The sequence below is a fragment of the Brevibacillus sp. TJ4 genome (assembly GCF_044627595.2).
GTDB lineage: Bacteria > Bacillota > Bacilli > Brevibacillales > Brevibacillaceae > Brevibacillus.
On the sequence record NZ_CP185865.1, the window covers coordinates 171,936 to 196,426 of the forward strand.

The window sequence follows — 24,491 nt, forward strand, 5'->3', positions numbered from 1 at the left end:
TGAAGGGGAAATTTCCACAAAAAGACAGTTTGTGAAATGGATGTCTTCACAAACTGGTGTCGTTTTCGAGTTTTCGCATGGGGCTGACTTATTTGCGTTCCGGCAGCTCGATCAGGACAGGCATTTTGTCAAAGACGTAGTTGTCCTTCGGCGTTGAAACCGTGCCCAAGACCGTGGTAAAGCGTCCGGATCGCATGTCGGCAGGAAGGCGCAGGGGAATGTAGGCATCGTCGTCCGTCCAGGCAATCAGACAGGGCTTCCCGGCTTTTTTCAGGGAGACAAAATATATCCCTTCTGTGGTTCGGGTGAAGTTCTCCACGACTGCGCCTGTGAGCCAGGAAACGGTCCGTTGCATGGCGCGTCCCGCTCCTGTGAGCAGATTGGGTCGATTGTTTTCGACATCAATCAGCCGAAGTTTGTTCCACCAGGAATCGACGCCGTAAAAGTAGGTGCGTGCAATCCCTGCCACGATGTTTGTCATGTACAGCCGGAAGATATAGGAGCTTGCCAGGTCATCGGGCATGACCAGCTTGTTGTTCTGGTCCCCGGAATAATACCTCCCCTTGTAATGCCAGTGCCGCCAGCCTGCCTCCGTGTTCCAGATGGGCGTATCGCCCATTCCGTAGCGTTTCATCAGGTCGCGGTATTTTCGCGTGACGGCAATGTGCGCTTCCGGCGGCGAGGGGTGCTCGTAGTAGTGCAGCGAGATGATGTCAATGTAGCGGCCGCCCTGGAGACGAAGAAACTCTTCCAAAAAAGGATAGCCGGAATGAGTCGTCACCGCTGGACCAAGGAGCTTGATCCCCGGGTCGACGGCGAGCAGGACGGTCCTTGCTTCACGCGTGAGATCGACAAGCTGCCCTGCCGAACCGCCGAAAAACTCTTTCAGGTTTGGCTCGTTCCACACCTCGTAGTACTTGATTTTTCCTTTGTAGCGCAAAGCGACCGTTTTCACATAATTGCGCCAGTCCGCCATATTCAAGGGAGGCAGGTTGTTGTAGGCGTTCCCGGGGTTGGAGCCCGTACCTTTTCTGCCTCCGGTAGCCCAGTTCGGGGGCTGGCCAAGCGTCAGAACCACTTCCAGATTGTTTTCCTCTGCTACCCGCATCAGTTTATCCATCAAGGCAAAGGTGAAGCTCCCTTTTCTCGGTTCAATCATGCGCCAGGTTGTGCCTGTATCCCACCAGCGCCACGAGCCAAATCCGAACCGCAAGTTTCTGAGCGGTGTGACGGGAGAACCGGGGTCTGATTCGGGGACGGGCACTTCCAGATGCATGCCGAAGACACTCCGGTCGATCGCCGAGTGCTGCGATGTCTCCCGTTCTTGGGCAAAAGACAGATTCCTTGCATCCACGGGTTCGGTATTCTGTTCCGCGCCGGTTCTGTCATCCGTATTTATCGTTTACTCCCCCTTTTGATGATTTCATTCACCCTCACTACAAGTGTATTCATTGCAAATGGTACGTTGCACAGCGAATGAATGGTTTTTTGCAAATGGATGTTCCGGGAACAGATACCAGTTCATATGTGCAGGTGATGAAACGTGAGACGAATCGACCAGGTTTATCAGAAGCTGCTGGAGCTGGGACCGCAAAGGCAGGTCGACGCAAGCGGGCTGGCGAAGCTGCTGGGACTGGCCAGGGCCAATGTGAGCAGCGATCTGAACCAGTTGTGGAAGGAAGGCAAGGTGGTCAAAACGCAAGGGAGACCGACGCTGTTTCAGGCAAAGCCGGTGGCCGACGCCTTGTTCCGCGAAGAGACGACGTTGGACCGTCTGGCGAAGCTCAACCACAGTTTGCGGACGCAGATCGAACAGGCGAAGGCGGCCGTTTTGTACCCGCCGCGCGGGATGCATTGTTTGATCCTGGGCGAGACAGGCGTGGGCAAGTCCGTATTTGCCGGCTGGATTCACCAATTTGCGCTCGATGTGGGGCGGATGGAGCGGGAGGCGCCGTTTGTCGTCTTCAATTGCGCCGATTACGCCAACAATCCCCAGCTTTTGATCAGCCAGCTATTTGGAGTCGAAAAAGGAGCTTACACGGGAGCGGAGCATGATCGCAAGGGCTTGGTGGAGAAAGCGGACGGCGGAATTCTTTTTCTCGATGAGGTTCACCGCTTGCCGGCAGAAGGGCAGGAAATCTTTTTCACTTTTATGGACAAGGGAACCTTTCGTCGGGTTGGTGAAACGGAAGCGGAACGGACGGCACAGGTGCAGATTGTCTCGGCGACGACGGAAAACCCGGAGTCAAGCCTGCTCAAGACGTTTATCCGCAGAATTCCGATGATCATCAAGCTGCCCTCCCTGGTAGAGCGGGGCATCGAGGAGCGGTACGGGCTGGTGATGAACTTTTTCCGTGAAGAGGCATTTCGCCTGGGCCGGGAGATCGAGATTTCCGCCAATGCCGTCCACGCCTTTTTGTCCTACCACTGCCCCAACAATATCGGTCAATTGAAAACGGACATCCAGCTGACCTGCGCCAGCGCCTACGCTGATTTTTTTTCCGGGCGCAAACATGAGCTGCACATCTCGGTCCAGGATTTGCCGCATCACGTCAAACAGGGCTTGCTTTTCGCCAAGGAGCAGCGGCACGCGCTGGATGAACTGTTTGGCGGGGAGCGAAAAAGCTTCGTCGTCTGGCCGCAGGTGGAAAGCATCGTTATGGAGCAGAGGCGGGAGTCGGCCACAGAGAGCGTCTACGAGAAGATCGAGCAAAAGATTAACGAGCTGCGCAGCCAAGGGGTTAGCGAAGAAGAACTGGAGTTTGACATCGAAAACTACTTTACGCCGTTTATCAAAGGTGTACAGCAGCGTTTCAACAAGGAGGACATGGCCCGGATCATCGACCCGGTGATTGTCCGCCTGGTGGAAGAGATCGTGCGCCTGGTCGAAGACAGGTTGGGGAAGGTGTTGAGCCAAAAGGTGATCTTCGGTCTTGCCTTGCATATCCAGACTTTGCGGGAGCGGCTGGATCAAGGAAAGCCGATCAGCAATCCCCACGTCAACAGCGTGCGCGTGAAGTACAAAAAGGAATTTGCCGTAGCGCTGGAGTGTGTACGCATGATCGAGGAAGCGCTGCTGCTCGATTTGCCGATTGGCGAAGCAGGCTACGTGACGATGTTTTTTGTGCTGGACGACGAGTCGGCGCAGACGGAGCAGGAAAAGGTCGGCGTGCTGGTAATCACTCACGGAAGCGGCGGGGCGACGGCGATGGTGGACGTGACCAACCGCTTGCTGGTCACGCAGTACGCCCGCGCAATCGATGTGCCGCTCGAAGCAGATACCGGGGAGATTCTCAAGCAGGCCGTCAGGGTGGCCAGGGAGATTAGCGGCAGCGCGGGTCTGTTGCTGCTGGTCGATATGGGGTCGCTGCTCGGTTTTGGCGATATTCTCGAGCAGGAGCTGGGCGTACCGGTCAAGGTGATCCCGATGGTCAGCACGCCGCACGTGATCGAAGCGACGAGAAAAGCGATGTTGGGTCATCCGTTGGAGGATGTGTACCGCGATGTGGCCAGCGTTTCGCTGCTGTACCAGGAGCAGCCCCGGCGACGAGAGACCAGGGCTTTGGCGGGTCCGTCACTGGCCATCGTCGCCGCTTGTCTGACGGGGGAAGGCAGCGCCTTGTTCCTGCAAAAGCTGCTGCAATCCCGGCTGCGCTACGACGCCGCGCTTCTGGAATTCGTGCCGCTTCAGCTCGCCGACAAGGCGGAAGCGCGCAAGCAGTTGAAGCGGATCAAGGAGGAGCGCAAAGTCCTTTGCGTGGTCAGCAATTACGTGTTGGACAAGGATGTGCGCTGCTTCGGCATGGACGACGTGCTGACCGGGGAGGCGCTGCACGATATCCAGCAGACGATCGACCAGGAAGAGGCGCTGCTGACGATGGAAGAGACGTTGCAGCAGCAATTTCAGCAGATGGAGGGAAAGGCTGTTTTGCGCGATGTCCGGAAGTGTGTGGCACGCATGGAGGAGAGCCTGGAGCATGAGCTTGATTTTGACACGCGGATCGGCATCTATTTGCATGTCTGCTGTCTGGTAGACCGCTTGAAGAGGGGCGGCGATCGGGTGGAGTATGCCGGCAAGGAGCGCTTTCTTTGCAGACACAAGACCGTCTACCGTCTCGTTCGCCATGAGCTTCAACCGCTTCTCGACAAGTACGAAATTGTAGTCAGCGACGACGATGTCTGTTTTATCATGGATTTTTTTCTTCAGGAGGCGTGAGAAAAAAAGCATGGCAGGAGAGGCAAAACACGAACGGAATTAGCGTTTTCTTTTGGGAAATGGCGGTCAAAAAACGAAACACAAAGGCGGGTTCGGCAAAACACTCGGAATAAACAGGGACAGGCAAAGGGGAAACAAACCGCGCAGGGACGCCGCTTGGTTTGAAAGCGCATACAATCAGAGCTGTTTTGGCACGCAGCTTGCTGTTTATCGGTTGCCAAAGGCGGAAAGGGGGGGAAGGCATGAATATTTTGCTTTGCTGCAACGCTGGTATGTCGACAAGTCTGCTGGTGCAAAAGATGGAGCAGGCTGCCAAGGAACTGGGGGTCGAAGCGAAAATCTGGGCGGTGTCCGTAGCCGAGGTGCGGCAGCATATCCAGCAAGCAGAGGTTCTCCTGCTGGGACCGCAAGTCCGTTACAAGCTGGCGGAGATGCGCAAGGCAGGTGAGGAGCGGGGGATTCCGGTTGACGTGATCCAGGCGACGGATTACGGGACGCTCAACGGGAAAAACGTCCTGGAGCACGCGCTCCGTCTGAAAAAGTAGAGGAGGGTGTATATGGCAGGATTTATTTCGTTTCTGGAAAACCGGGTCATGCCGGTTGCCGGGCGGCTCGCTGAACAGAAGCATCTGCAGGCGATCCGCGATGGAATTATCTTAACCTTGCCGCTGTTGATTATCGGCTCCCTTTTCCTCATCATCGGTTTTCTCCCCATACCGGGATACAGCGAGTTTATGAGCGGACTGTTTGGTGACGACTGGTTAACCAAGCTGCTGTATCCGGTGAACGCCACGTTCGACATCATGGCTCTGATCGTCAGTTTTGGCGTTGCCTACAGTCTCGCAGAGCGGTACCGGGTCGACCCGATTTCGGCCGGAGCGATTTCTGTAGCGGCGTTTTTGCTGGCAACTCCGTACAAGACCTTGTTTACGCCGGAAGGAGCTGCACAGGCTTTCGAGGTCGGCGGGGTCATCCCGGTCTCGCTGATGGGCAGCCGCGGCTTGTTCGTCGCGATGCTGCTGGCCATTTTGTCCACGGAGATATACCGCAAAATCGTCCAGAAGAACATCGTCTTCCGGATGCCTGCAGGGGTTCCTCCGGCTGTCTCTCGTTCGTTTGTCGCTTTGATTCCAGCTTTTGCTGTGCTGCTGGTCGTCTGGCTGCTGCGCATTTTACTGGAAAATACGCCGTTTGAGAGCATTCACAACGTCGTCTCCGACTTGCTCGCCGGACCGCTTGGCACCTTGGGCAACAGCTTGCTTGGCGGGATTGTCGCCGTCTTGTTCGTACACGTTCTCTGGGCGGTGGGGTTGCACGGGGCGGCCATCGTCGACGGGGTGTTGGGGCCGATCTGGCTCGCCTTGATGGATCAGAACAGAGCAGTATTTCAGGCTGATCCCACAGGCGAACTGCCCAACATTATCACCAAGCAGTTTTTTGACATGTGGGTTTACGCAGGCGGCTCCGGGGCGACGCTGGCCCTGGTCGTGCTCATGCTGACGATGGCGAAAAGCAAGCAGTTGAAGAGCATCGGCAGATTGGGCGTCGGTCCCGGCCTGTTCAACATCAACGAACCTGTAATCTTCGGGATGCCGATCGTGATGAACCCTTTGCTGATCATCCCCTTTATCATCGCACCTGTCGTGCTGGTGGTGATCACGTACGTGGCGATGTCGCTCGGCTGGGTGGCGAAGCCGAACGGGGTGGCTGTCCCGTGGACGACTCCGCTGTTATTTAGCGGCTATCTCGCCACCGGGGGCAAAATTTCCGGCGTGGTGCTGCAGGTGTTCAACTTTATTGTCGCACTGCTGATTTACTATCCGTTTTTTTGCCTGTGGGACCAGAAAAAGCTGAGCGAGGAACAATCCAGCGAGGCGGCCAAGAAGAATGATCCGTCCATCACGATGTAAACGGGAATACGGCAGAAAGGAATCAGGATGAGATGAAACTGATTGTGAACGCGGACGATTTTGGCTATTGCAAAGGCGTAAACGACGGCATCGTGGAGGCGTACCGCAATGGTGTCGTCTCCTCCGCTACGCTGATGGTCAACATGCCCGGCTTTGCCCATGCGATCCGGCTAGCAAAGGAAAATCCGGGATTGGGCACAGGCGTCCATCTGGTGCTTACGTGCGGCAAGCCGGTATGTCCCGATGTCCCCTCGCTCACCGATTCTGCGGGCTGCTTTCCCCGCGGGCAGGACCATCTGGCTGCCGTGCATCCGGATGAGGTGGAGCGGGAATTTTCCGCCCAGATCGAGCGGTTTTTGCAGGCGGGACTGCGGCTCAGCCATCTGGACAGCCATCATCACGTCCATGCGCAGGAAACGATATTGCCCGTCGTGCTGCGGCTGGCGGAGCGATACCGTGTGCCCGTTCGCCAGCCCTGGCCACTTGCCGGACCAGGGAGGGCAGGGCTGGCTGTGCGCTCGACAGAGGGCTTTTCCAGCCAGTTTTACGGAGACGCGCTCAGTGAGGAGGCGTTTCTCGCTATCGTGGAAACGCTGCGACCTTGTGCCACGGCCGAGATTATGTGTCATCCGGGCTATGAGGACGAATATTTGCTTGCCAATAGCGCATACGTTCGGCAAAGGGTTCGCGAACTGCAAATCCTGACATCTACTGCCGTCAAGGCACGCATCGCAAATAGTGGGATCGAGCTTGTCACATTTCAAGAAATCGGATAGGTGGAGATGCAAGTGAACCATACGGAAGCGACTTTTCAGATCATCCTGCACGGCGGCAACGCGCGAAGCCTGGCCATGGAGGCGATTGCGCTGGCGAAAGACAAAGACATGCCGGGGGCAAGAGAGGTTCTGCGGCGCGCCGGGGAGGAATTGGCCAAGGCGCACCAGCATCAGACGGCATTGATCCAGGCGGAGGTTGCCGGCGAAGACGTCGGGCTGAGCATGCTATTGGTCCACGCGCAGGATCACCTGATGAACGCGATGACGACCAGGGAGCTTGCCAACGAGTTCGTGGAGCTGTACGAACGCATACACGAGAGCGAGGAGGCAGGGGCGTGAGCGGAATCAAGGTTGTCACCATCGGCGGAGGCTCCAGTTATACGCCGGAGCTGATCGAGGGCTTTATCAAGCGGTACGACGAGCTGCCCGTACGCGAGTTGTGGCTGGTCGATATTCCGGCGGGGGAAAAAAAGCTGCAAACGGTCGGGGCATTGGCGAAGCGTATGGTGGAAAAGGCCGGAGTTCCGATCGAGATACACCTGACACTGGACAGAAGAGAGGCACTGCCCGGAGCTGATTTCGTCACCACGCAAATTCGCGTCGGGCTGCTGGATGCGCGGATTCTCGACGAGAAAATACCGTTGCAGTACGGTGTCATCGGGCAGGAAACGAACGGTCCAGGCGGCTTGTTCAAAGGATTGCGGACGATTCCGGTGATTTTGGAGATTTGCCGCGAGATGGAAGAGATGTGCCCGGACGCCTGGCTGATCAACTTTACCAATCCGGCCGGCATGGTCACCGAGGCAGTGCTGCGGTATACCAACCGGAACAAGGTCATCGGGCTGTGCAACGTACCGATCGGGATGAAGATGGGTGTGGCTGAATTGCTCGGCGTCGAGCAGCAGCGGGTTCACATCACATTTGCCGGATTGAACCATATGGTGTACGGCACGGCTGTCTACCTGGACGGCGTGGATGTCACCCGGCAGGTCATCGAAAAGCTGTGCGGTGAAAAGTCGGGCATCACGATGCAAAATATTCTCGATCTCGGCTGGGAGCCGGATTTTATCAAGGCATTGGGGATTTTGCCTTGTCCGTACCATCGCTATTACTACCAGACGCAAACGATGCTTGCGCATGAACTGGAGGAGGCGAAAAAAAGCGGTACGCGGGCGGAAGTGGTCAAACAGGTGGAGGCGGAGCTGTTCGCGCTCTACGAGGACCCCGATTTGGCAGTCAAGCCGCCGCAACTGGAACAGCGCGGTGGAGCTTACTACAGCGAAGCGGCTTGCGATTTGATCCACTCCATCTACAACGACAGGCGGGACATCCAGCCCGTCAATGTGCGCAACAACGGAGCGATCTCCGGCATTCCGGACGACTCCGCCGTCGAGGTAAGCTGCTTGATTGCCAAACAAGGGCCGATTCCGCTGGCGGTAGGCGATTTGCCGGTCGCCGTACGCGGGCTGGTGCAGCAGATTAAATCGTTTGAGCGGATTGCGGCCGAGGCTGCCGTGACTGGCGACTATCAACTCGCGCTGCTGGCGATGACGATCAATCCGCTCGTCCCCTCCGATGCGGTTGCCAAGCAACTGCTGGACGAGATGCTGGAGGCGCACAAGTCGTACCTGCCGCAGTTTTACAAGTCTGTCGGATAAACGGAAAAGAATCGTACGCCGTGCAAAAGGGAGGTTTGCGATGGTTCGGTTTACGGAAAAGGTAAACGTCAGCGGCGGACTGCACGCGCGCCCGGCTTCTGTCCTGGTGCACAAGATCAACCAGTACCGGTCGACGGTAACAATCAGGTGCGGGAACAGGCAGACGAACGGAAAAAGCATTCTCGGCGTGATGGCCTTGGGAGCGAAACCAGGGGACGAGGTAGACTTTGAAATCGAAGGAGCCGATGAGCGGGAGGCAGCCGAGGACATTCGCCAGCTTTTTTTGCGCGATTTCGCCATGTAGCGATGCAAGTGAAAAAGCCAACCATCTGCCAGATAACTAGCGGGTGGTTGGCTTTCCTTCTTGGCAGCCGTCACTTCGGAAACCTTACGTTCACCTTGAAATAGTCGCCATCGATGGCAAGGGACATGGTGCCGCCCTGCAGTTCGACGATGCTTTTGGCAATCGCCAGGCCGAGACCGGAGCCTTCTGTATTGCGCGACGTGTCGGCCCGCTTGAAGCGTTCGAACAATTCGTCAGCGTCAAAGTTGATTTCGTACGAGGAGACGTTTTTGATGGCGAAATGGACCGCTGCGTCGTCCTCGGTCAGCTCGATATGCACCCGCGTTCCTGGCATCGCGTACTTGAGCGCATTGCTGATCAGATTTTCGAAGACGCGCCATGTTTTTTTGCCGTCGAGCTTCGCGTAGATTTTCTGGTTCTCGACGTTGACGCGGAAGGTGAGCGAGGATTCCTCGATCTTATCGCTAAACTCGGCGATTGCCTGGTTCAGCAGGGCAGACACGTTTACCCGCTCGATGTTGAGCTCGACGGCGCCGCTCGCCATCTTGGACGCTTCGAACAGATCGTCAATCAGCACCTTCAGCCGCTCTGTCTTCCGTTCCAGAATGCTCACGTAATTTTGCCGTTCCTCGGTTGTAGTGTCTTCTCGCTTCAGCAAGTCGACGTAATTGATGATCGAGGTGAGCGGCGTTTTCAAATCGTGCGAGACATTGGTGATCAATTCTGATTTGAGCCGTTCGCTTTTGATCTGGTCTTGCAGGGAGCGTTGCACCCCGTCTTTGATCCGGTTGAGCGCGTGAGCCGTATTCGCCAGCTTGCCTTTCGTGCTTCCCGGATCGATGACCGTATCAACATTTCCTTCTGACATCTGGGCGACACCTGCGATAATGCGGTTGAGCAAGGACAGGCGGCGCAGGATGTAGGGAAGGACAAACAGCAGATAGAATCCACTGTAAAACAGGCAAAACAGCAAGACCAAGGTTCCTTCGCCGCCACCGGCATTAAGCGCGAGCAACCCGGCGGGTACGCTGAGAACCATGCCGCCGCTCAGTACGAACAACGTCACCAGCTTGAACAGAATGCCTTTGTTGGCAAAGCTGTCATTCAATAGTGCGTACAGCTTTACGGAGTAGCTTTTGTGCCAAGCTTCCTGGAAGGTGGACGGGTTTTTATAGTATTGCCAGGCTTCGAGCAGGTAGAGCAGCAACAGGAAGGTAAGCGGGCTAAGCAGGAAAAGCTGTACAACATGACCGAAATCAATCGGTAGCGAAAAGAAAGTATGCGATGCGATGATGATCAAATACACCAAACCGATTGGCAAGAGCAGGAACAAGCGGATGTCAAGCGGCAGGCGACGCATGACAGCCAGGCTGTTGACGACAATCGGATGTTCCGCTGCTTTTTGCTCTTTCAGATACCATGCCAGCGCAGCGGCTGCAATCAAGCCGATGACGAGCACGAAGATTTCTTTCAGCAATCGCTCGCGCAAGGACTGGTAGTAGATCGCATCAGAAATCATGTTGTGAAAATGGCCTTGTTCGGCTGCGTTCAGCATTGCATGAATATCGGGAGTTTTCTCCACGATGGTTGCATGGGCCTGGAAATCTGTCGGGTAGGTTGCCGCAGTTATTTCTCGATGGACATCGACCTCGTCATTGAAAGCGGTGTCCGCTTCTGTCTGCTCCGGCTGGGAACTCTCCTCCGGCTGGCTGTAGCGCTGCAGGAGTTCAGCCCTTTTTTCATCGATTTCGGGAGAGTACGGTGGCTGCTTCTTCGGGATATAGATTAGTCCTTCCCAGCGATTTTCTTGAAAAAAGCGTGTCAGCCCCCAACTGTCTTCTCCGCTGGCTGCAGGAATTTGCACTGTAATCAGCGCGCTTTGCCTTACTTCCAGCTCGGTCGGCTCGCTTTCCAGATTGGTGTACACATTGTCGTTGCCCTTGTCCCGGATGTAGTACTTGAATGTTCCGTCCCGCAGCAGCAGGCTGTATTGCTTTACCTCGTACCGCATATCTGCGGCCCTAGCCAGTTGAAGCACGCTGGCATCCCATGCTTCCTGGATTTGCTGTTCCTTTTCGGAGAGCAGCTTCGCCTTGTCTGCTTCAAGCTGCGCTACCAGGTCGTGGTTTTCTGCTGCGCGTGCCTCGCTTATTTTCTGATCGAACTGGGCCGCTGCTTCCGCATTGGCTTTTGCCAGCTTCTGCTCGCGTTCCTCGTTCAGTCTCTGCAGGTCTTGGGGCGCTACCTTGTCAACTGTTGTGGAGCGGTTTGTCGGATCTGCATGGACATCTTTGATCAGCTTGGCCAAGACGAACAATTCATCGTGAATCGAATACCCCCATTGGTTGAGATAGTAGTCCTTATCCAGATAATGGCTTTTATCAGTCAGATCCACGACAGTGATCGCCAGGATCGTCACCGTCAAGACGAACCCGAGCATGACGACTCGCAGGAATCCGCGCTTATTTGTCGATTTTGTATCCAATTCCCCACACCACCTTCAAGTATTTCGGGTCACGCGGATTCAGCTCGATTTTTTCCCGTATCCGCCTGACGTGGACGGCGACTGTATTTTCGCCGTTTAGAAAGCGTTCCTTCCAGACCCGTTCATAGATTTCTTCAATAGAAAACACCCGACCCAAATGGTTCATCAACAGCTCCAGTATTTTGTACTCGGTAGCCGTCAAGCGGACTTCGTTGCCGTCGACCGTCACTGATTTGGTCTGCTTGTTCAAGGTCAGTCCGCGGACGTGGATCTCGTCCTGGTTCTCTTTGTACGTGCCGAGATGCGTATAACGGCGGAGCTGTGATTTCACGCGTGCCACCAGCTCCAACGGGTGAAACGGCTTGGTCACGTAGTCGTCTGCTCCTACATTCAGGCCCAGGATTTTGTCCGTATCCTCTGATTTGGCGGAGAGCATGATGATCGGAATGTTCCGTTCCTGCCTGATTTTAAACGTCGCGGTGATCCCGTCCATTTTTGGCATCATAATGTCGAGAATAATGAGGTGAATCTCTGTCTCTTCCAAAATACTGAGGGCTTCCAGGCCGTCGCCAGCTTTGAAGACGACGATGGATTCGTCCTTTAAGTAAATTTCGATTGCGTCTCTGATCTCCGCTTCATCATCGACGACGAGCACATTGTAACGGGTCATCAACCTTCTTCCTTTCTCTCTTGCCTCACTGGTCCTAATCTTACCGGGCTGTTTTAACGAAATAGTGCAAGAAACTCTTACAAATTTCTTACGAATCGCTCCGAACAGTTCATCTATGGCAGGAAACGGGGGCACATTTTCATTGCCCGGCGTGATAAGCTGTGATTAACTACTATACATGGTAGTATGGCATAAGCAGGATAGCCACGAAACCGCAGATCATTTGGAGAGAAGTTCAGGAGGAGCTATGATTGCCCTATACAGACTAGACAAGGAACTGGAGCAAACAATAGCGGCATTGCTAGGAGATATGTCCCAGGGCATTGGGTATTTTTATTCGTTGAAATCCATCATAGACCACATGATGAATCCATTTGTCGTCATTACGACAGAGCCTTACTGCAGTGAGCTGGAGGGGCTTTCCCTGCCGGTTGTCTCGCTTTCTATCGATTTGCAAGACGTGCAGAAAAAGTGGGAGACACTTCCGCACGGAGGCGATGAGCCATCGGCGAACGCGCAGGAGGCAGTGGTTGTATGCGGATCGCTCCGGGAGCGGACATGGCTGGAGCAGGAGTACGCATGGCAAAAGGAACAACTCGGCTTTTCCTGCACATTTCAGACGAAGGACGAGATCAAAGCGATCCACGATCATGCGCTGTATTTCGTTCCTGTCTGGATGGCGAACACGCTGCGCATCAAGGGCGTGAAGAACTGGCATGAAGTAAAGCCGTCCTTGGCCACGCTGCGCCGGGCAGCCCAGCAAGCGGCCTCGATGGTTGAACATACAAAAGAGCGTCTGAGAGAGAAGTATCTGATGGAAGCAGTGGTCAGTTCCGCGCATGACGCGGTGATTGCTGTCGATCGCAATGGTCTGATTACGCTCGTGAACGATCAGGCGAAAATGCTGCTCGGCTTGAACGGAAATGTGCTGGGCAAGCCGATAACCGATTACATCCCTCACTCCGACTTGCTGCGCGTACTGAAAACAGGCAAGCAGGAGCTGGGAGAAATAGCGACTGTGATGGATCGTTCCATCATCGTCAATCGTATTCCCGTCATCATCAAGGACCAGGTAGTAGGGGCCGTCTCCAACTTCAAGGAAATCGTCGACATTCAGAAAATGGAGATGCTGCTGCGCAAAAAGCTGCATGATAGCGGGATGGAAGCGAGGTACCGCCTGGACAATATCATCGGCGACTCGGAGTCGATCCGGGAGACGAAAGAACGCGCTGTCCTGTTTGCCAAGACGAACGCCACCGTACTGATCACGGGCGAGTCCGGTACCGGCAAGGAGCTGTTCGCGCAGGGAATTCACCTGGAAAGCAACCGGGCGATGGGGCCTTTTGTCGCCGTCAACTGTGCTGCTCTGCCGGAGGGGCTCTTGGAAAGCGAACTGTTCGGATACGAGGAAGGAGCGTTTACCGGCGCGAGAAAGGGCGGCAAGCCGGGATTGTTCGAACTGGCTCACGGGGGAACGCTGTTTTTGGACGAGCTGGGCGAGATGCCGCCGCGTATTCAGGTTCATCTGTTGCGCGTGTTGCAGGAGCGTCGCGTGCGCCGGGTAGGGGGAGAGCGGAATATCCCCATCGACGTGCGGATCGTTGCGGCGACGAACCGCGATCTGGAACGGGAAGTCCAGCAGGAACGATTCCGCGCAGACTTGTACTACCGGATCAATATGTTGCAGTTGGAGGTGCCGTCCTTGCGCGAGCGTCTCTCAGACATTCCGGACCTGGTGCGCAGCATGATCCAGGAATTGAACGAGCAAAACACGCAAAAAATCGAACAAATTGACGAGGGTGTCTATCGGCTGCTGCAAAGCTATCATTGGCCGGGCAATGTGCGAGAGCTTCGCAATATGGTAGAGCGCATGGTCCTTCTGGCGAAAAAGGGCAGGATTACGGAGGAGCTCGTCGCTCCGCTGTTTGCCCGGAAAAACCGCACGCAGCAAGCATCGTTGCCGGAGGAGACAAAACAGGTGACGCATCCGGAAGCGGAACGTATCGCCATCGCTTTGCAGAATGCGAAGTACAACAAGACGCTTGCAGCCAAGGCATTAGGGATGGACCGTTCGACACTGTGGAGAAAAATCAAGCAATATCAGCTTGAATGACGGCGAGTGTTGCAACGATGTGTTGCATCGAATTGTTTCATGCAACTGTTTAGATGAAAAGGCTTTCCGTTCATCGATATGAACACATGGGCGAATCGGGAGTTTTGTCGAACCACCTCCTATTGGCACGAATCATGCATTGTATTATAGGGTGAAATTGTCAAAATATTTTGCTGATTAGTTGGAGGGGAGTCTTTTGCAGCATTACTCAATCGCCGTAATCTCCGGAGACGGAATTGGTCCTGAAGTGATGAACGAGGGGTTAAAAGCACTGAAAGCGATAGAAGAAAGCCATGGCGGGATTCGCTTTGCGACCGATGAACTGCCTTGGAACTGCGATTATTACTTGAAAAACGGCAGAATGATGCCGGAGAACGGCTTGGATATTTTGAAGGATTACGACTTGATTCTCCTGGGAGCGATCGGTGCGCCCGGCGTTCCGGATCACATCTCGGTGTGGGAGCTGATCCTTCCGATCCGCAGGACGTTCCAGCAGTACGTCAACCTGCGGCCTGTGAAATTGCTGCGCGGACTGGAAAGCCCGCTCCGCTACAAAGGACATGACGACCTTGACTTTGTCGTCGTCCGGGAAAATACCGAGGGCGAGTATTCCAACATGGGCGGGCGCATGCACCAGGGAACGCCGTATGAGCTGGCTGTGCAAAACAACGTCTTCACCCGCTTCGGGACGGAGCGTATCATCAAGTACGCCTACAGCCTGGCCGAGAAAAAAGCGAAAAAGCGCCTGACTGTGGCTACCAAGTCCAATGGCATCAACCATTCCATGCCATTCTGGGACGACATCGTCAAAGAGGTAGGGAAAGACTATCCACAAATCCAGACCAACCTGTACCACATCGACGCGTTGGCAGCGTACTTTATCACCCGTCCGGAAGAGTTCGACGTGGTCGTGGCGAGCAATCTCTTCGGGGATATTTTGACTGACCTGGGGGCAGCCGTCGTGGGAGGGCTGGGCCTCGCGCCTTCTGCCAACATCAATCCGGAGCGGGAATACCCGTCCATGTTTGAGCCGATTCACGGTTCCGCTCCTGACATCGCTGGCAAAGGAATCGCCAATCCAATCGCGCAAATCTGGAGCCTGAGCCTGATGATGGATCACTTGGGACATCAGGAGATCGGTCAAGTGATTCTCGATTCGATCGAACAGGTATTGATCGATGGCAAGGTGCGGACTCCTGATCTGGGAGGAAAAGCGACCACGCAGGAAATGGGTGACGCAATCGTCCGTCAAATCTATCAGGCGACTCGCTAGGATAAGAGAAAAGGGAGGAGAGTATGCATGACAACAAAAACGTATGATTTGTACATTGATGGCGAATGGATCAAAACGGAACAGTACATCCCTGTGTATCACAAGTACACCGGAGAGGTGATCGCCCAGATCGCCAAAGCAAAGCAGCAGCATGTCACAGACGCGGTCGAGGCTGCCTCGAAGAAATTCAAAGCGGATACATTGTCGCCGTTTCAACGCTATAAAATTTTGCTGAAAGCGTCCGAACTGATGGAACAGCGCCGTGAGGAAATGGAACTTTCGCTGATTCGCGAAGTCGGCAAGACGCGCAAGGACGCGATGAACGAGCTGGACCGCACGATCAATACGCTGCTGCTGTCCGCAGAGGAAGCAAAGCGTATTCACGGGGAAATGGTGCCGCTGCAATCGACCGAGGGATCGGAAAACCGGATCGGCTTTACGATCCGCGTTCCCAAAGGAGTCATCGGCGCGATTACGCCGTTCAACTATCCGTTGCTGCTCAGCACGCACAAGATCGCTCCTGCCATCGCGGCCGGAAATACGGTCGTGGTGAAGCCTGCTACCGTTACACCGATTGCGACGTACCTGCTGGTGGAAATTCTGGAAGAGGCAGGACTGCCGAAGGGGCATATCAACATCGTCACCGGGGCGGGCAGCGAAGTCGGCGAATGGCTGCTGGACGAACCGAAAATCGCGATGTACACTTTCACCGGTTCAGGAGAAGTGGGCCGCCACATCAAGGAGCGAAGCGGCATGCGTCCGGTAGCGCTGGAGCTGGGCAACAACTCTCCCAATATCGTGCATCTCGATGCAGACCTGGAGCTGGCAGCTCGCCAGACGGCAGCCCGCAGCTTCCACAATGCCGGGCAGGCGTGTATCGCGGTACAGCGTATCTACGTCCACGAGTCGGTCTTCCAGCAGTTTACGGACCTGTACATTTCCGAGGTGAAAAAGCTGAAAGTCGGCAATCCTGAAGATCCGAGTACCGATGTGGGTCCGATGATCAGCGAAAAAGAGGCAGCTCGTACCGAAGAGTGGGTGCGTGAAGCGATCGCCGAGGGCGCGACCTCGCTGCTGCCGGTCAAACGGGAAGGAGCGCTTTTCTACCCGGCTGTCCTGGTTGATACCAAACCGGAAATGAAGGTCGTCTGCCGGGAGGTATTTGCTCCGGTCGTGACGATTATTCCGTACAGCGATTTGGACGAGGCATTTGCCCAAGCCAACGATTCCGAGTACGGCCTGCAAGCAGGTATCTTTACCCGAGATTTGAATGTCGCGATGAAAGCGGCTCGCGTGTTGGAATACGGTGGCGTCGTCATTAACGACGTATCCACCTACCGCAACGACGTCATGCCGTACGGCGGTGTCAAAAACAGCGGTTTGGGCAAAGAAGGCCCGCGTTACGCAGTAGAGGAAATGACAGAAGAACGTATGGTGGTGATCAATCTGTGAATGGACAATTATTGCAAGGGAAAACAGCGATTGTAACAGGTGCGGCATCCGGGATGGGCAAAGCCATCGCCAAACTTTTTGCCGAACAGGGTGCTAACGTCGTTCTGGCGGATTTGAACAAGGAGGCGGCATCGGCCGTCGTCCAGGAGCTGCCTTCGGGCAAGGCGCACGCCGTACAGACCGATGTGGCAAACGATGAAAGCGTGGCTGCAATGGTAGCGGAGACCGTCTCGGTGTACGGGTCGGTAGATGTGCTGGTCAACTGCGCGGGTGTGCCGCAAGCATTCACGCCGATCGAAGAGCTGTCGCTGGCACAGTGGGACAAAATTATGAACGTCAACACGAAATCGATCTACCTGACGACCAAATACGCCGTTCCCCACATGAAGGCGGCAAAGCGGGGGAGCATTGTGAACATTGCCTCCATTGCCGGAATTCGCGCCCGTCCAGGACTGAACGCGTACTGCGCCTCCAAGGGAGCTGCGATCATGTTGAGCAAGGCGCTGGCGATCGAGCTGGCACCAGAAAAGATTCGCGTCAATGTGATCAATCCGGGCCCTGCAGAGACGCCAATGCTCGGGAAGTTTATCAACGGAGACGAGGAAGCAGTCGAAGCGGGGAAAAAAGATATCTTTATCAGCAGCGTTCCGCTTGGTACACTGATTCAACCGGAAGATATTGCCCAGGCTGCCCTGTACCTGGCTTCCGACCTGTCGAAAATCGTGACGGGCGAAGTCCTCAATGTAGACGGCGGCAGAGGCATCTAGTATCGGTTACACAAAAATATAAATAGATACACAAACAAACTAGGGGGTTAAAGAGAATGATGCGAAAAAAGTGGAGTTTTGTTTTGTCTAGTCTGTTGACCGCTTCCTTGCTGCTGACTGCATGCGGGGGCGGAGGCGGAGGGCAGCCAGCCGCTCAGCCTTCCGGAGAGACAGGCCAGTCAGGCGGATCAGGGGAAAGCTATGTGTTTAAAGTAGGTCACTCGCTGACAGAGGATCATCCCTACCATGTGTCGATGCTTGACATGGCAAAAAAGGTGGAAGAACGTACCTCTGGAAATGTAAAATTGGAAGTATACCCGCTTAGCCAATTGGGGGCCGAGCGTGAACTGACAGAAGGGTTGACGCTGGGAACCGTCGATATGGTCATCACGTCGACAGCTCCGGTCACCAACTTCTATCCGAAATTGGGTGTATTGGACCTGCCATTCCTGTTTGAGAGCCGCGAGCATGCTTACAAGGTGCTGGACGGAGAGGTTGGACAAAACATTCTGAAAGACATCGAGAGTGCGAACATCATCGGACTGGCGTGGGCAGAAAACGGTTTCCGTCACGTAACGAACGGAACCAAGGTCGTCAAAACACCAGCCGACCTGGCGGGCATGAAGCTGCGTACACAGGAAAACCAGATTCACCTGGCTGCATTTGAAGCACTCGGTGCCAAACCGACGCCTATGGCCTGGACCGAAGCGTTGACAGCGCTGCAGCAGGGTGTAGTAGATGGCCAGGAGAACCCGGCTATCGTCGCCAACACGTACAAGCTGTACGAGTCCAAGCAGACTCAAATGTCCCTGACTGGTCACGTATACTCGGCAGCGATGATTTTGTTCAGCAAGCCGGTATGGGACACGCTCCCGGCAGATGTGCAGACTGTGCTCGCTGAAGAGGCAAAAGCAGCAGGTCAATTGGAACGTGAACTGATGATCAAAATGGAAGATGAGGCCATCGCCGCTTTGAAAGAAAACGGCGTCACGATTACCGAAGATGTCGACAAGCAGGCTTTCCGCGACGCGATGGAGCCTGTCTACGAGAAATTCGCTGGCCAAATTGACCAAGACCTGCTCAATCAGATTATGAATACCAAATAAGAGGAAGAGGCGGAGGGGAGAAGGCAGTCTGCTTTTCTCCCTTTTTCACGAAAGAAAGGGGAAGCCGTGTGGGCAAGGTCATTTCTATCATTAACAGCATAACAAGACTCGTTATTATTGCCATCATGGGTCTTATGGTCGTGGCCGTCTTCTTGCAGGTACTGTTCCGGTTTATTCTGGATCAGCCGCTTGCCTGGACAGAGGAACTGGCTCGGTACCTGCTCGTCTGGCTGACGTTTCTTGGTTCCGCTTACGCCATGTCGGTCAAGGCGCATATTGGCACGGAATATATTCAGAAATTTTTGTCGCCTGCCGTCAACAAAATCGTCCTGTCGGTGGCTGCGCTGCTCTCTGTACTCTTTTTTCTCGTGATGATTCAACAGGGGTATATGCTGGCGATGAGAAGCATGACACAAACCTCGCCTGGCTTGCTCCTTCCCATGGGTGTAGTCTACATGGTCATCCCGGTCAGCGGAGTGCTGCTTATCTTGAATGTTCTCCATGTGACATGGAAAGACATCACGGGGAAGGAGTGAAGCGCGAGTGGCTACGATTCTGTTTGTCACCCTGTTGGTTCTGCTTGTCATTAACGTACCGATTGCCGTAGCGCTTGGCCTGTCAGTAGTGGTTGCATTTGTGTTGGAAGGAAATATGCCGCTACTCGTCATCATCCAGAAAATGTTTAGTGGTACGGATTCCTTCCCGCTCATGGCGATCCCTTTCTTCCTGCTGGCAGGAAAACTGATGGAAACCGGGGGGATTTCGGCCAGACTGATCAAGTTCGCCAATACGGTTGTCGGGACAATGCCGGGCGGATTGGCTATCGTTGCGGTAATCGGATGTACGTTTTTTGCGGCCATCTCGGGATCATCCGCAGCGACAACTGCTGCTGTGGGAGGGATTCTGATCCCGCACATGGTAAAAAAGGGATACGACGTACGCTTTTCCGCTTCGTTGCATGCTGCGGGCGGAACGATCGGCGTAATGATTCCTCCGAGCGTGCCGTTGGTCTTGTACGGTGTGGCGGCTAGCACCTCCATCAACGATTTGTTTATCGCCGGGATCGGTCCCGGTATTCTCGTCGCCATCTCGCTTGCCATCTACGCCATCTGGATCAGCAAAAAGAATGGCTGGGGCGGCGGCGAGAAGCATACCGTTGCAGAGGTTTGGCAGGCGTTTAAAGATGCGATCCTGGCCATCCTCATGCCCGTTATCATCCTCGGCGGTATTTACGGCGGTATCTTTACCTCTACGGAAGCGGCTGTGGTCGCAGTCGTTTACGGGTTGATCGTCGGATTGTTCATTTACAAGGAAATCAAGTGGAAGGACCTGGGATCGATCTTCACCAGCGCCGCCACTTTGACAGCAGCGATTATGCTGATCATTGCGACAGCAAACGCGTTTGGCTACCTGATGACGAGGGAGAACATCCCGCAGGGAATCGCCCAATTCATGCTGGGCATTACCGACAGCGTGGTTGTGACGATGCTGATTATTAACATCTTTTTGCTGATCATGGGGACGTTTATGGAAACGTCGGTTATCATCATCCTGCTGACGCCGATTTTGCTGCCGGTTATTTTGGCGCTGGGCATTGATCCTGTCTTGTTCGGCGTGATTATGGTCGTCAACTCCGCCATCGGGATGCTGACGCCGCCTGTGGGAATCAACCTGCTGGTGGCCGGAAAAATTGCGAAGCTGCCGAATACAGCTATTGAGAGAGCGGTCATACCGTTCCTGATCATTATGATCGTGGATTTGATGCTGATCACCTATGTACCGGAAATCAGTATGTTCCTCGTGAATCTTGGAAAGTAAGTGAGGAGAGTTGAGACATGGAGTACCTGCAAGAATTGACAAGCATAGTGGGGAGCGATCGGGTAACCACCAATCCTACTGCTCTGGAGCATCACAGCCATGACGAGTCGTACCATACACCGCATTTGCCGGATGTAGTCGTCTTTCCGCAGACAGCAGAAGAAGTCAGCCAAATTATGAAACTCGCCAACGAGAAGCGGATTGCGATTACGCCATTTGGCCTGGGAACCAGTCTGGAGGGACATGCCATCCCTTACAGCGGCGGGATCAGCATGGACTTTTCCTTGATGAATCAAATTATCGAGGTTCGCCCGCAGGACTTTTTGGTACGAGTCCAGCCAGGCGTAACGCGCACTCAGCTCAACAAAGAGCTGAAAAAGCACGGTCTGTTCTTCTCCGTCGATCCCGGCGCGGATGCGACATTGGGGGGAATGGCAGCTACCAACGCGAGCGGTACGACTTCGGTTCGCTATGGCATCATGCGGGACAACGTCCGTGACCTGGAAGTAGTTTTGGCGGACGGACGCATCATTCGCACCGGAAGCATGACGGCAAAGTCATCGTCCGGCTATTCGCTGACGGGGTTGTTCGTCGGATCGGAGGGCACGTTGGGCGCTTTTACCGAGCTGACTTTGCGCGTGTACGGCATTCCGGAGGCGACGACGGCTGCGCGGGCGAGCTTCCCGACTGTCAAGGATGCGGTGGACTCGGTCGTAGACATCCTCTCCGCAGGAATTCCTGTATCGCGGATTGAACTGGTGGATGAGCGTTCGATCCGTCAGGTCAATTTGTTCAAGGAGACCGATTACCCGGAAAGCCCTACCCTGTTCATCGAGTTCCAGGGCAGCGAACAAAGCCTCCAGCATGATATTGAGTTTGCCGAGGGCATTGCCCATGAGCACGGATGCACGCAGTTCCTGTTCGAGAGCGACTCCAAGGCGCGGGCACAGCTTTGGGATGCGCGGCACAATTTGGCCTACGCCTTTGTGCACAAATCGCCAGGCAAGAAAATGATGGTGACTGACGTATGCGTACCGTTTTCCGAATTGGCGGGAGCAGTCGTGGATGCGCGCGAAGCCATTGACCGCTCGGGATTGGACGGCGCGATCCTCGGTCATGTCGGCGACGGCAACTACCATGTCATTTTGATGATCGATTTGAACGATCCGGACGAAATGGCGCGTGCGGAAAAGCTGAATGCGCACCTCGTCGAGTATGCGCTCAAGCGGGGCGGAACCTGCACCGGCGAGCACGGAGTCGGCGTAGGAAAGGCCAAGTACCAGCGGATGGAGCACGGGGAAGCGCTGGACGTGATGAAATCGATCAAGCAGGCGCTCGACCCGAATGGAATTCTCAATCCAGGTAAAATCTTCGTGTAAGTCGCGCAGGGAGGAAGCAGCCGTGTCTTTGACAGACCAGTCAGAGACAGGCTGCTTTTTTGCGTGTGGGAAGACGTCAGTCAACGTCTGTAACAATGTCGATTATACTTCGATCATCGTAGAAATGTTTGCATTTTATAATGGTGACAATGCGATGAAAAGGGGGATGCAAACATGAACAACGGGTTGCAAACAAGCCAGATACCGGCGACCGAGACGATCAAACCGAAAATTCTCTACTACGGAACGCCTGTCATTTTGCTGACTACCGTAAACGAGGACGAAACGACGAATATCAGCCCGCTTTCTTCCTCCTGGGCATTGGGCGACTGTATCGTACTGGGCGTAGGCGTGGCAGGAAAAGCGTTTGAAAACCTGCAGCGCCATCCCGAATGTGTCATCAATGTGCCGGACCCATCCTTATGGGAACGGGTCGAAAGACTGGCTCCGTACACGGGCAAAAACCCCGTGCCCGAGGAGAAAAAACAGATCGGGTTTTCCTACCGCAAAGACAAGTTTGCAGTCGCAGGCCTTACTCCTGTACCAGGGATGGCAGGTAAGCCCGCGCGAATCGGCGAATGTCCGCTGCAGTTGGAAGCGACGGTGAAGAACGTGCGGATTCCCGAGCACACGCTGAATTTCGCCATCGTCGAAACAAAAGTGATGCAAGTACATGCCCATCGAAACATCACTCTGGACGAGCATCACATCGACCCGGGCAAATGGAGCCCTATTCTCTACAACTTCCGGCATTATTTTGGACTGGGAGAGCAGCTCGGCCGAACATTTCGCAGCGAAGTGTAGCAGCATCTGTGGAGGGCTGAAAAAAATTTTTTTGCATGAAAAGATAACCAGTCGTGCGAATCGATTATAATGTGGGGTGTAAGAATGTTTAGGCAGTGAACGAACTACAGGACAGGAGGCGTCCATGAAACCGATTGTTGATATCGCCCGAAAACTTGGAGTAGATACGGATGATTTGGAATTGTACGGCAAGTACAAAGCAAAGCTGGCCGATGAATTGTGGGAGAAAATCAAAGATCGGCCAGACGGCAAGCTGATTCTGGTCACAGCGATGAACCCGAATCCTGCGGGAGCCGGCAAAACGCTGACCACGATTGGACTATCCCAATCCCTCAACCTGATTGGCAAAAAGACCGTAGCGGCGCTGAGGGAGCCTTCTCTTGGCCCCTGCATGGGCATCAAAGGCGGCGCTACCGGTGGCGGCGAGGCGCAGATTCTTCCCGCAGACGAAATCAACCTGCACTTTACTGGAGACATTCATGCGATCACCTCGGCGCACAATTTGCTGGCTGCAATGATCGACAACCATATCCATCACGGCAATGCGCTTCGTTTGAACCCGAAAAAGATCGTCTGGAAACGGGCCATGGATATGAATGACCGTGCTCTTCGCTCGATTGTGGTCGGACTGGGAGAGAGCAATGGAATGGCCCGCGAAGACGGCTTTATGATCACCACAGCGTCGGAGATCATGGCGATTTTATGCTTGAGCGAAAACAGGGAAGACCTGCGTGCGAGGCTGAACCGCATCATCATCGGTTATGACATGGACGACCAGCCTGTGCGGGCGGAGCAGCTCCATGCTGTCGACGCGATGTGCGTGCTGCTCAAAGACGCGATCAAGCCAAACCTGGTGCAGACAAGCGATGGAACGCCTGTCTTGATCCACGGCGGGCCGTTCGCCAATATCGCCCACGGCTGCAGCAGTGTAATCGCGACCAAGACGGCTTTGAAGCTCGCGGATTACGTCGTGACAGAGGCAGGCTTCGGCGCTGACCTGGGTGCAGAGAAGTTTTTCGACATCAAGTGCAGACAGGCAGGGCTGGTGCCATCGGCTGCCGTGATCGTCATTTCCGTGCGGGCGTTGAAATTCAACGGCGGGGTGAAGGTCGCGGACTTGCAGGCAGAAGACATCGCCGCGGTCGCCAGAGGCTTTGAAAATGTGAAGCGGCATGTGGAGAACATACGCAAGTTTGGCATACCTGCAGTGGTTGCGATCAATCATTTTGTCACCGATTCGCAGCGCGAGGTCGACGAGGTGCAGCGGCTTTGCGAGGAGATCGGCGTAGAGGCGGCGCTGTCCAAGGTGTGGGAGCAAGGAGCAGCAGGAGGAGCCGAGCTGGCGGAAAAGGTCGTCCTCGCCGCGGAAACACCGTCCCAATTCCGCTTCCTGTACGATGAAGAGCAGACGATCACAGACAAGGTGGAAACGATCGTCCGCGACATCTACCGCGGCTCGCAAGTCGTCTTTTCCCCGGCTGCGCAAAAAACGCTGCACAAGGTAGAGCAATTGGGGCTGTCCCACCTCCCTGTCTGCATGGCCAAGACGCCTTACTCGTTTACAGACCGGGCAGACGTCCTCGGCGCTCCCACGGATTTTGCCATCACAGTCAATGAGGTGCGGCTCTCGGCAGGGGCAGGTTTTCTTGTCGTCCTGACGGGCAGCATTATGACCATGCCAGGATTGCCGAAAAAGCCGGCGGCGGAGTCGATGCGACTGGATGAAGCTGGTCATGTACTAGGTCTTTCGTAATGCGTGA

General features: G+C 54.7%; 19 protein-coding genes and 1 pseudogene. 17 read left to right on the forward strand and 3 right to left on the reverse strand.

All coding sequences use genetic code 11. The features are described 5' to 3' along the window. Positions 1–88 precede the first annotated feature (88 nt). On the reverse strand, positions 89–1,354 hold the full coding sequence (locus tag ACAF76_RS00795) for a GH39 family glycosyl hydrolase (RefSeq protein ID WP_421617382.1): 1,266 nt from the start codon (positions 1,352–1,354) through the stop codon (positions 89–91). A gap of 189 nt (positions 1,355–1,543) precedes the next feature. On the opposite strand from ACAF76_RS00795, the gene ACAF76_RS00800 reads away from it, so the two are divergent. From ACAF76_RS00800 to ACAF76_RS00830, 7 genes are all read left to right on the forward strand, one after another. Then, positions 1,544–4,216, forward strand: a complete 2,673-nt coding sequence (locus tag ACAF76_RS00800) for a sigma-54-dependent transcriptional regulator (protein ID WP_421617383.1) — start codon at positions 1,544–1,546, stop codon at positions 4,214–4,216. A 242-nt stretch (positions 4,217–4,458) separates the two neighbouring features. Continuing rightward, positions 4,459–4,761, forward strand: coding sequence for a PTS sugar transporter subunit IIB (locus ACAF76_RS00805; RefSeq protein WP_421617384.1), 303 nt, complete (start codon positions 4,459–4,461; stop codon positions 4,759–4,761). A 12-nt stretch (positions 4,762–4,773) separates the two neighbouring features. Beyond that, positions 4,774–6,126, forward strand: a complete 1,353-nt coding sequence (gene celB, locus ACAF76_RS00810; protein WP_421617385.1) for a PTS cellobiose transporter subunit IIC — start codon at positions 4,774–4,776, stop codon at positions 6,124–6,126. 32 nt (positions 6,127–6,158) lie between these two features. Further along, the gene (gene chbG, locus ACAF76_RS00815) at positions 6,159–6,902 is read left to right on the forward strand and encodes a chitin disaccharide deacetylase (protein ID WP_421617386.1); all 744 of its coding nucleotides are present in this window, start codon (positions 6,159–6,161) and stop codon (positions 6,900–6,902) included. 6 nt (positions 6,903–6,908) lie between these two features. Continuing rightward, a complete protein-coding gene (locus ACAF76_RS00820; protein ID WP_421617886.1) occupies positions 6,909–7,241 on the forward strand; it encodes a PTS lactose/cellobiose transporter subunit IIA in 333 nt (110 codons plus the stop codon). Beyond that, on the forward strand, positions 7,238–8,560 hold the full coding sequence (locus ACAF76_RS00825; protein ID WP_421617387.1) for a 6-phospho-beta-glucosidase: 1,323 nt from the start codon (positions 7,238–7,240) through the stop codon (positions 8,558–8,560). The genes ACAF76_RS00820 and ACAF76_RS00825 overlap by 4 nt, the downstream gene beginning before the upstream one ends. Positions 8,561–8,600: 40 nt before the next feature. Beyond that, complete coding sequence (locus tag ACAF76_RS00830; protein ID WP_421617388.1) at positions 8,601–8,864, forward strand: HPr family phosphocarrier protein; 264 nt, start codon at positions 8,601–8,603, stop codon at positions 8,862–8,864. A gap of 70 nt (positions 8,865–8,934) precedes the next feature. Here ACAF76_RS00830 and ACAF76_RS00835 read toward each other — a convergent pair whose 3' ends face one another. Together ACAF76_RS00835 and ACAF76_RS00840 are read right to left on the reverse strand one after the other, a co-directional pair. After that, positions 8,935–11,349 carry a sensor histidine kinase gene (locus ACAF76_RS00835; protein ID WP_421617389.1) on the reverse strand — a complete coding sequence of 805 codons (2,415 nt, stop codon included), beginning with the start codon at positions 11,347–11,349 and terminating at the stop codon, positions 8,935–8,937. Next, positions 11,327–12,019, reverse strand: a complete 693-nt coding sequence (locus tag ACAF76_RS00840) for a response regulator transcription factor (RefSeq protein ID WP_421617390.1) — start codon at positions 12,017–12,019, stop codon at positions 11,327–11,329. Before ACAF76_RS00840 ends, ACAF76_RS00835 begins: the two co-directional genes overlap by 23 nt. Positions 12,020–12,266: 247 nt before the next feature. Between ACAF76_RS00840 and ACAF76_RS00845 the strand changes: the two genes are divergently transcribed. The 10 genes and pseudogenes from ACAF76_RS00845 to ACAF76_RS00890 form a co-directional block, all read left to right on the forward strand. Beyond that, entirely contained in the window at positions 12,267–14,132 is a 1,866-nt protein-coding gene (locus ACAF76_RS00845; protein ID WP_421617391.1) for a sigma-54 interaction domain-containing protein, read from the forward strand. A 196-nt stretch (positions 14,133–14,328) separates the two neighbouring features. Beyond that, a complete protein-coding gene (locus tag ACAF76_RS00850; protein ID WP_421617392.1) occupies positions 14,329–15,405 on the forward strand; it encodes a tartrate dehydrogenase in 1,077 nt (358 codons plus the stop codon). A gap of 27 nt (positions 15,406–15,432) precedes the next feature. Continuing rightward, a complete protein-coding gene (locus ACAF76_RS00855; RefSeq protein WP_421617393.1) occupies positions 15,433–16,857 on the forward strand; it encodes an aldehyde dehydrogenase family protein in 1,425 nt (474 codons plus the stop codon). Beyond that, entirely contained in the window at positions 16,854–17,624 is a 771-nt protein-coding gene (locus tag ACAF76_RS00860) for an SDR family oxidoreductase (protein WP_421617394.1), read from the forward strand. The genes ACAF76_RS00855 and ACAF76_RS00860 overlap by 4 nt, the downstream gene beginning before the upstream one ends. A gap of 56 nt (positions 17,625–17,680) precedes the next feature. Next, positions 17,681–18,730 carry a TRAP transporter substrate-binding protein gene (locus ACAF76_RS00865; RefSeq protein ID WP_421617395.1) on the forward strand — a complete coding sequence of 350 codons (1,050 nt, stop codon included), beginning with the start codon at positions 17,681–17,683 and terminating at the stop codon, positions 18,728–18,730. A gap of 68 nt (positions 18,731–18,798) precedes the next feature. Continuing rightward, on the forward strand, positions 18,799–19,266 hold the full coding sequence (locus ACAF76_RS00870) for a TRAP transporter small permease (RefSeq protein WP_421617396.1): 468 nt from the start codon (positions 18,799–18,801) through the stop codon (positions 19,264–19,266). Between the two features lie 7 nt (positions 19,267–19,273). Beyond that, a complete protein-coding gene (locus ACAF76_RS00875) occupies positions 19,274–20,548 on the forward strand; it encodes a TRAP transporter large permease (RefSeq protein ID WP_421617397.1) in 1,275 nt (424 codons plus the stop codon). A 17-nt stretch (positions 20,549–20,565) separates the two neighbouring features. Further along, entirely contained in the window at positions 20,566–21,927 is a 1,362-nt protein-coding gene (locus ACAF76_RS00880; protein ID WP_421617398.1) for an FAD-binding oxidoreductase, read from the forward strand. 174 nt (positions 21,928–22,101) lie between these two features. Next, a complete protein-coding gene (locus ACAF76_RS00885) occupies positions 22,102–22,731 on the forward strand; it encodes a flavin reductase family protein (RefSeq protein WP_421617399.1) in 630 nt (209 codons plus the stop codon). A gap of 109 nt (positions 22,732–22,840) precedes the next feature. Then, positions 22,841–24,484 (forward strand): annotated as a pseudogene (locus ACAF76_RS00890) (formate--tetrahydrofolate ligase); the annotation flags it as partial. Between the last annotated feature and the right edge of the window lie 7 nt (positions 24,485–24,491).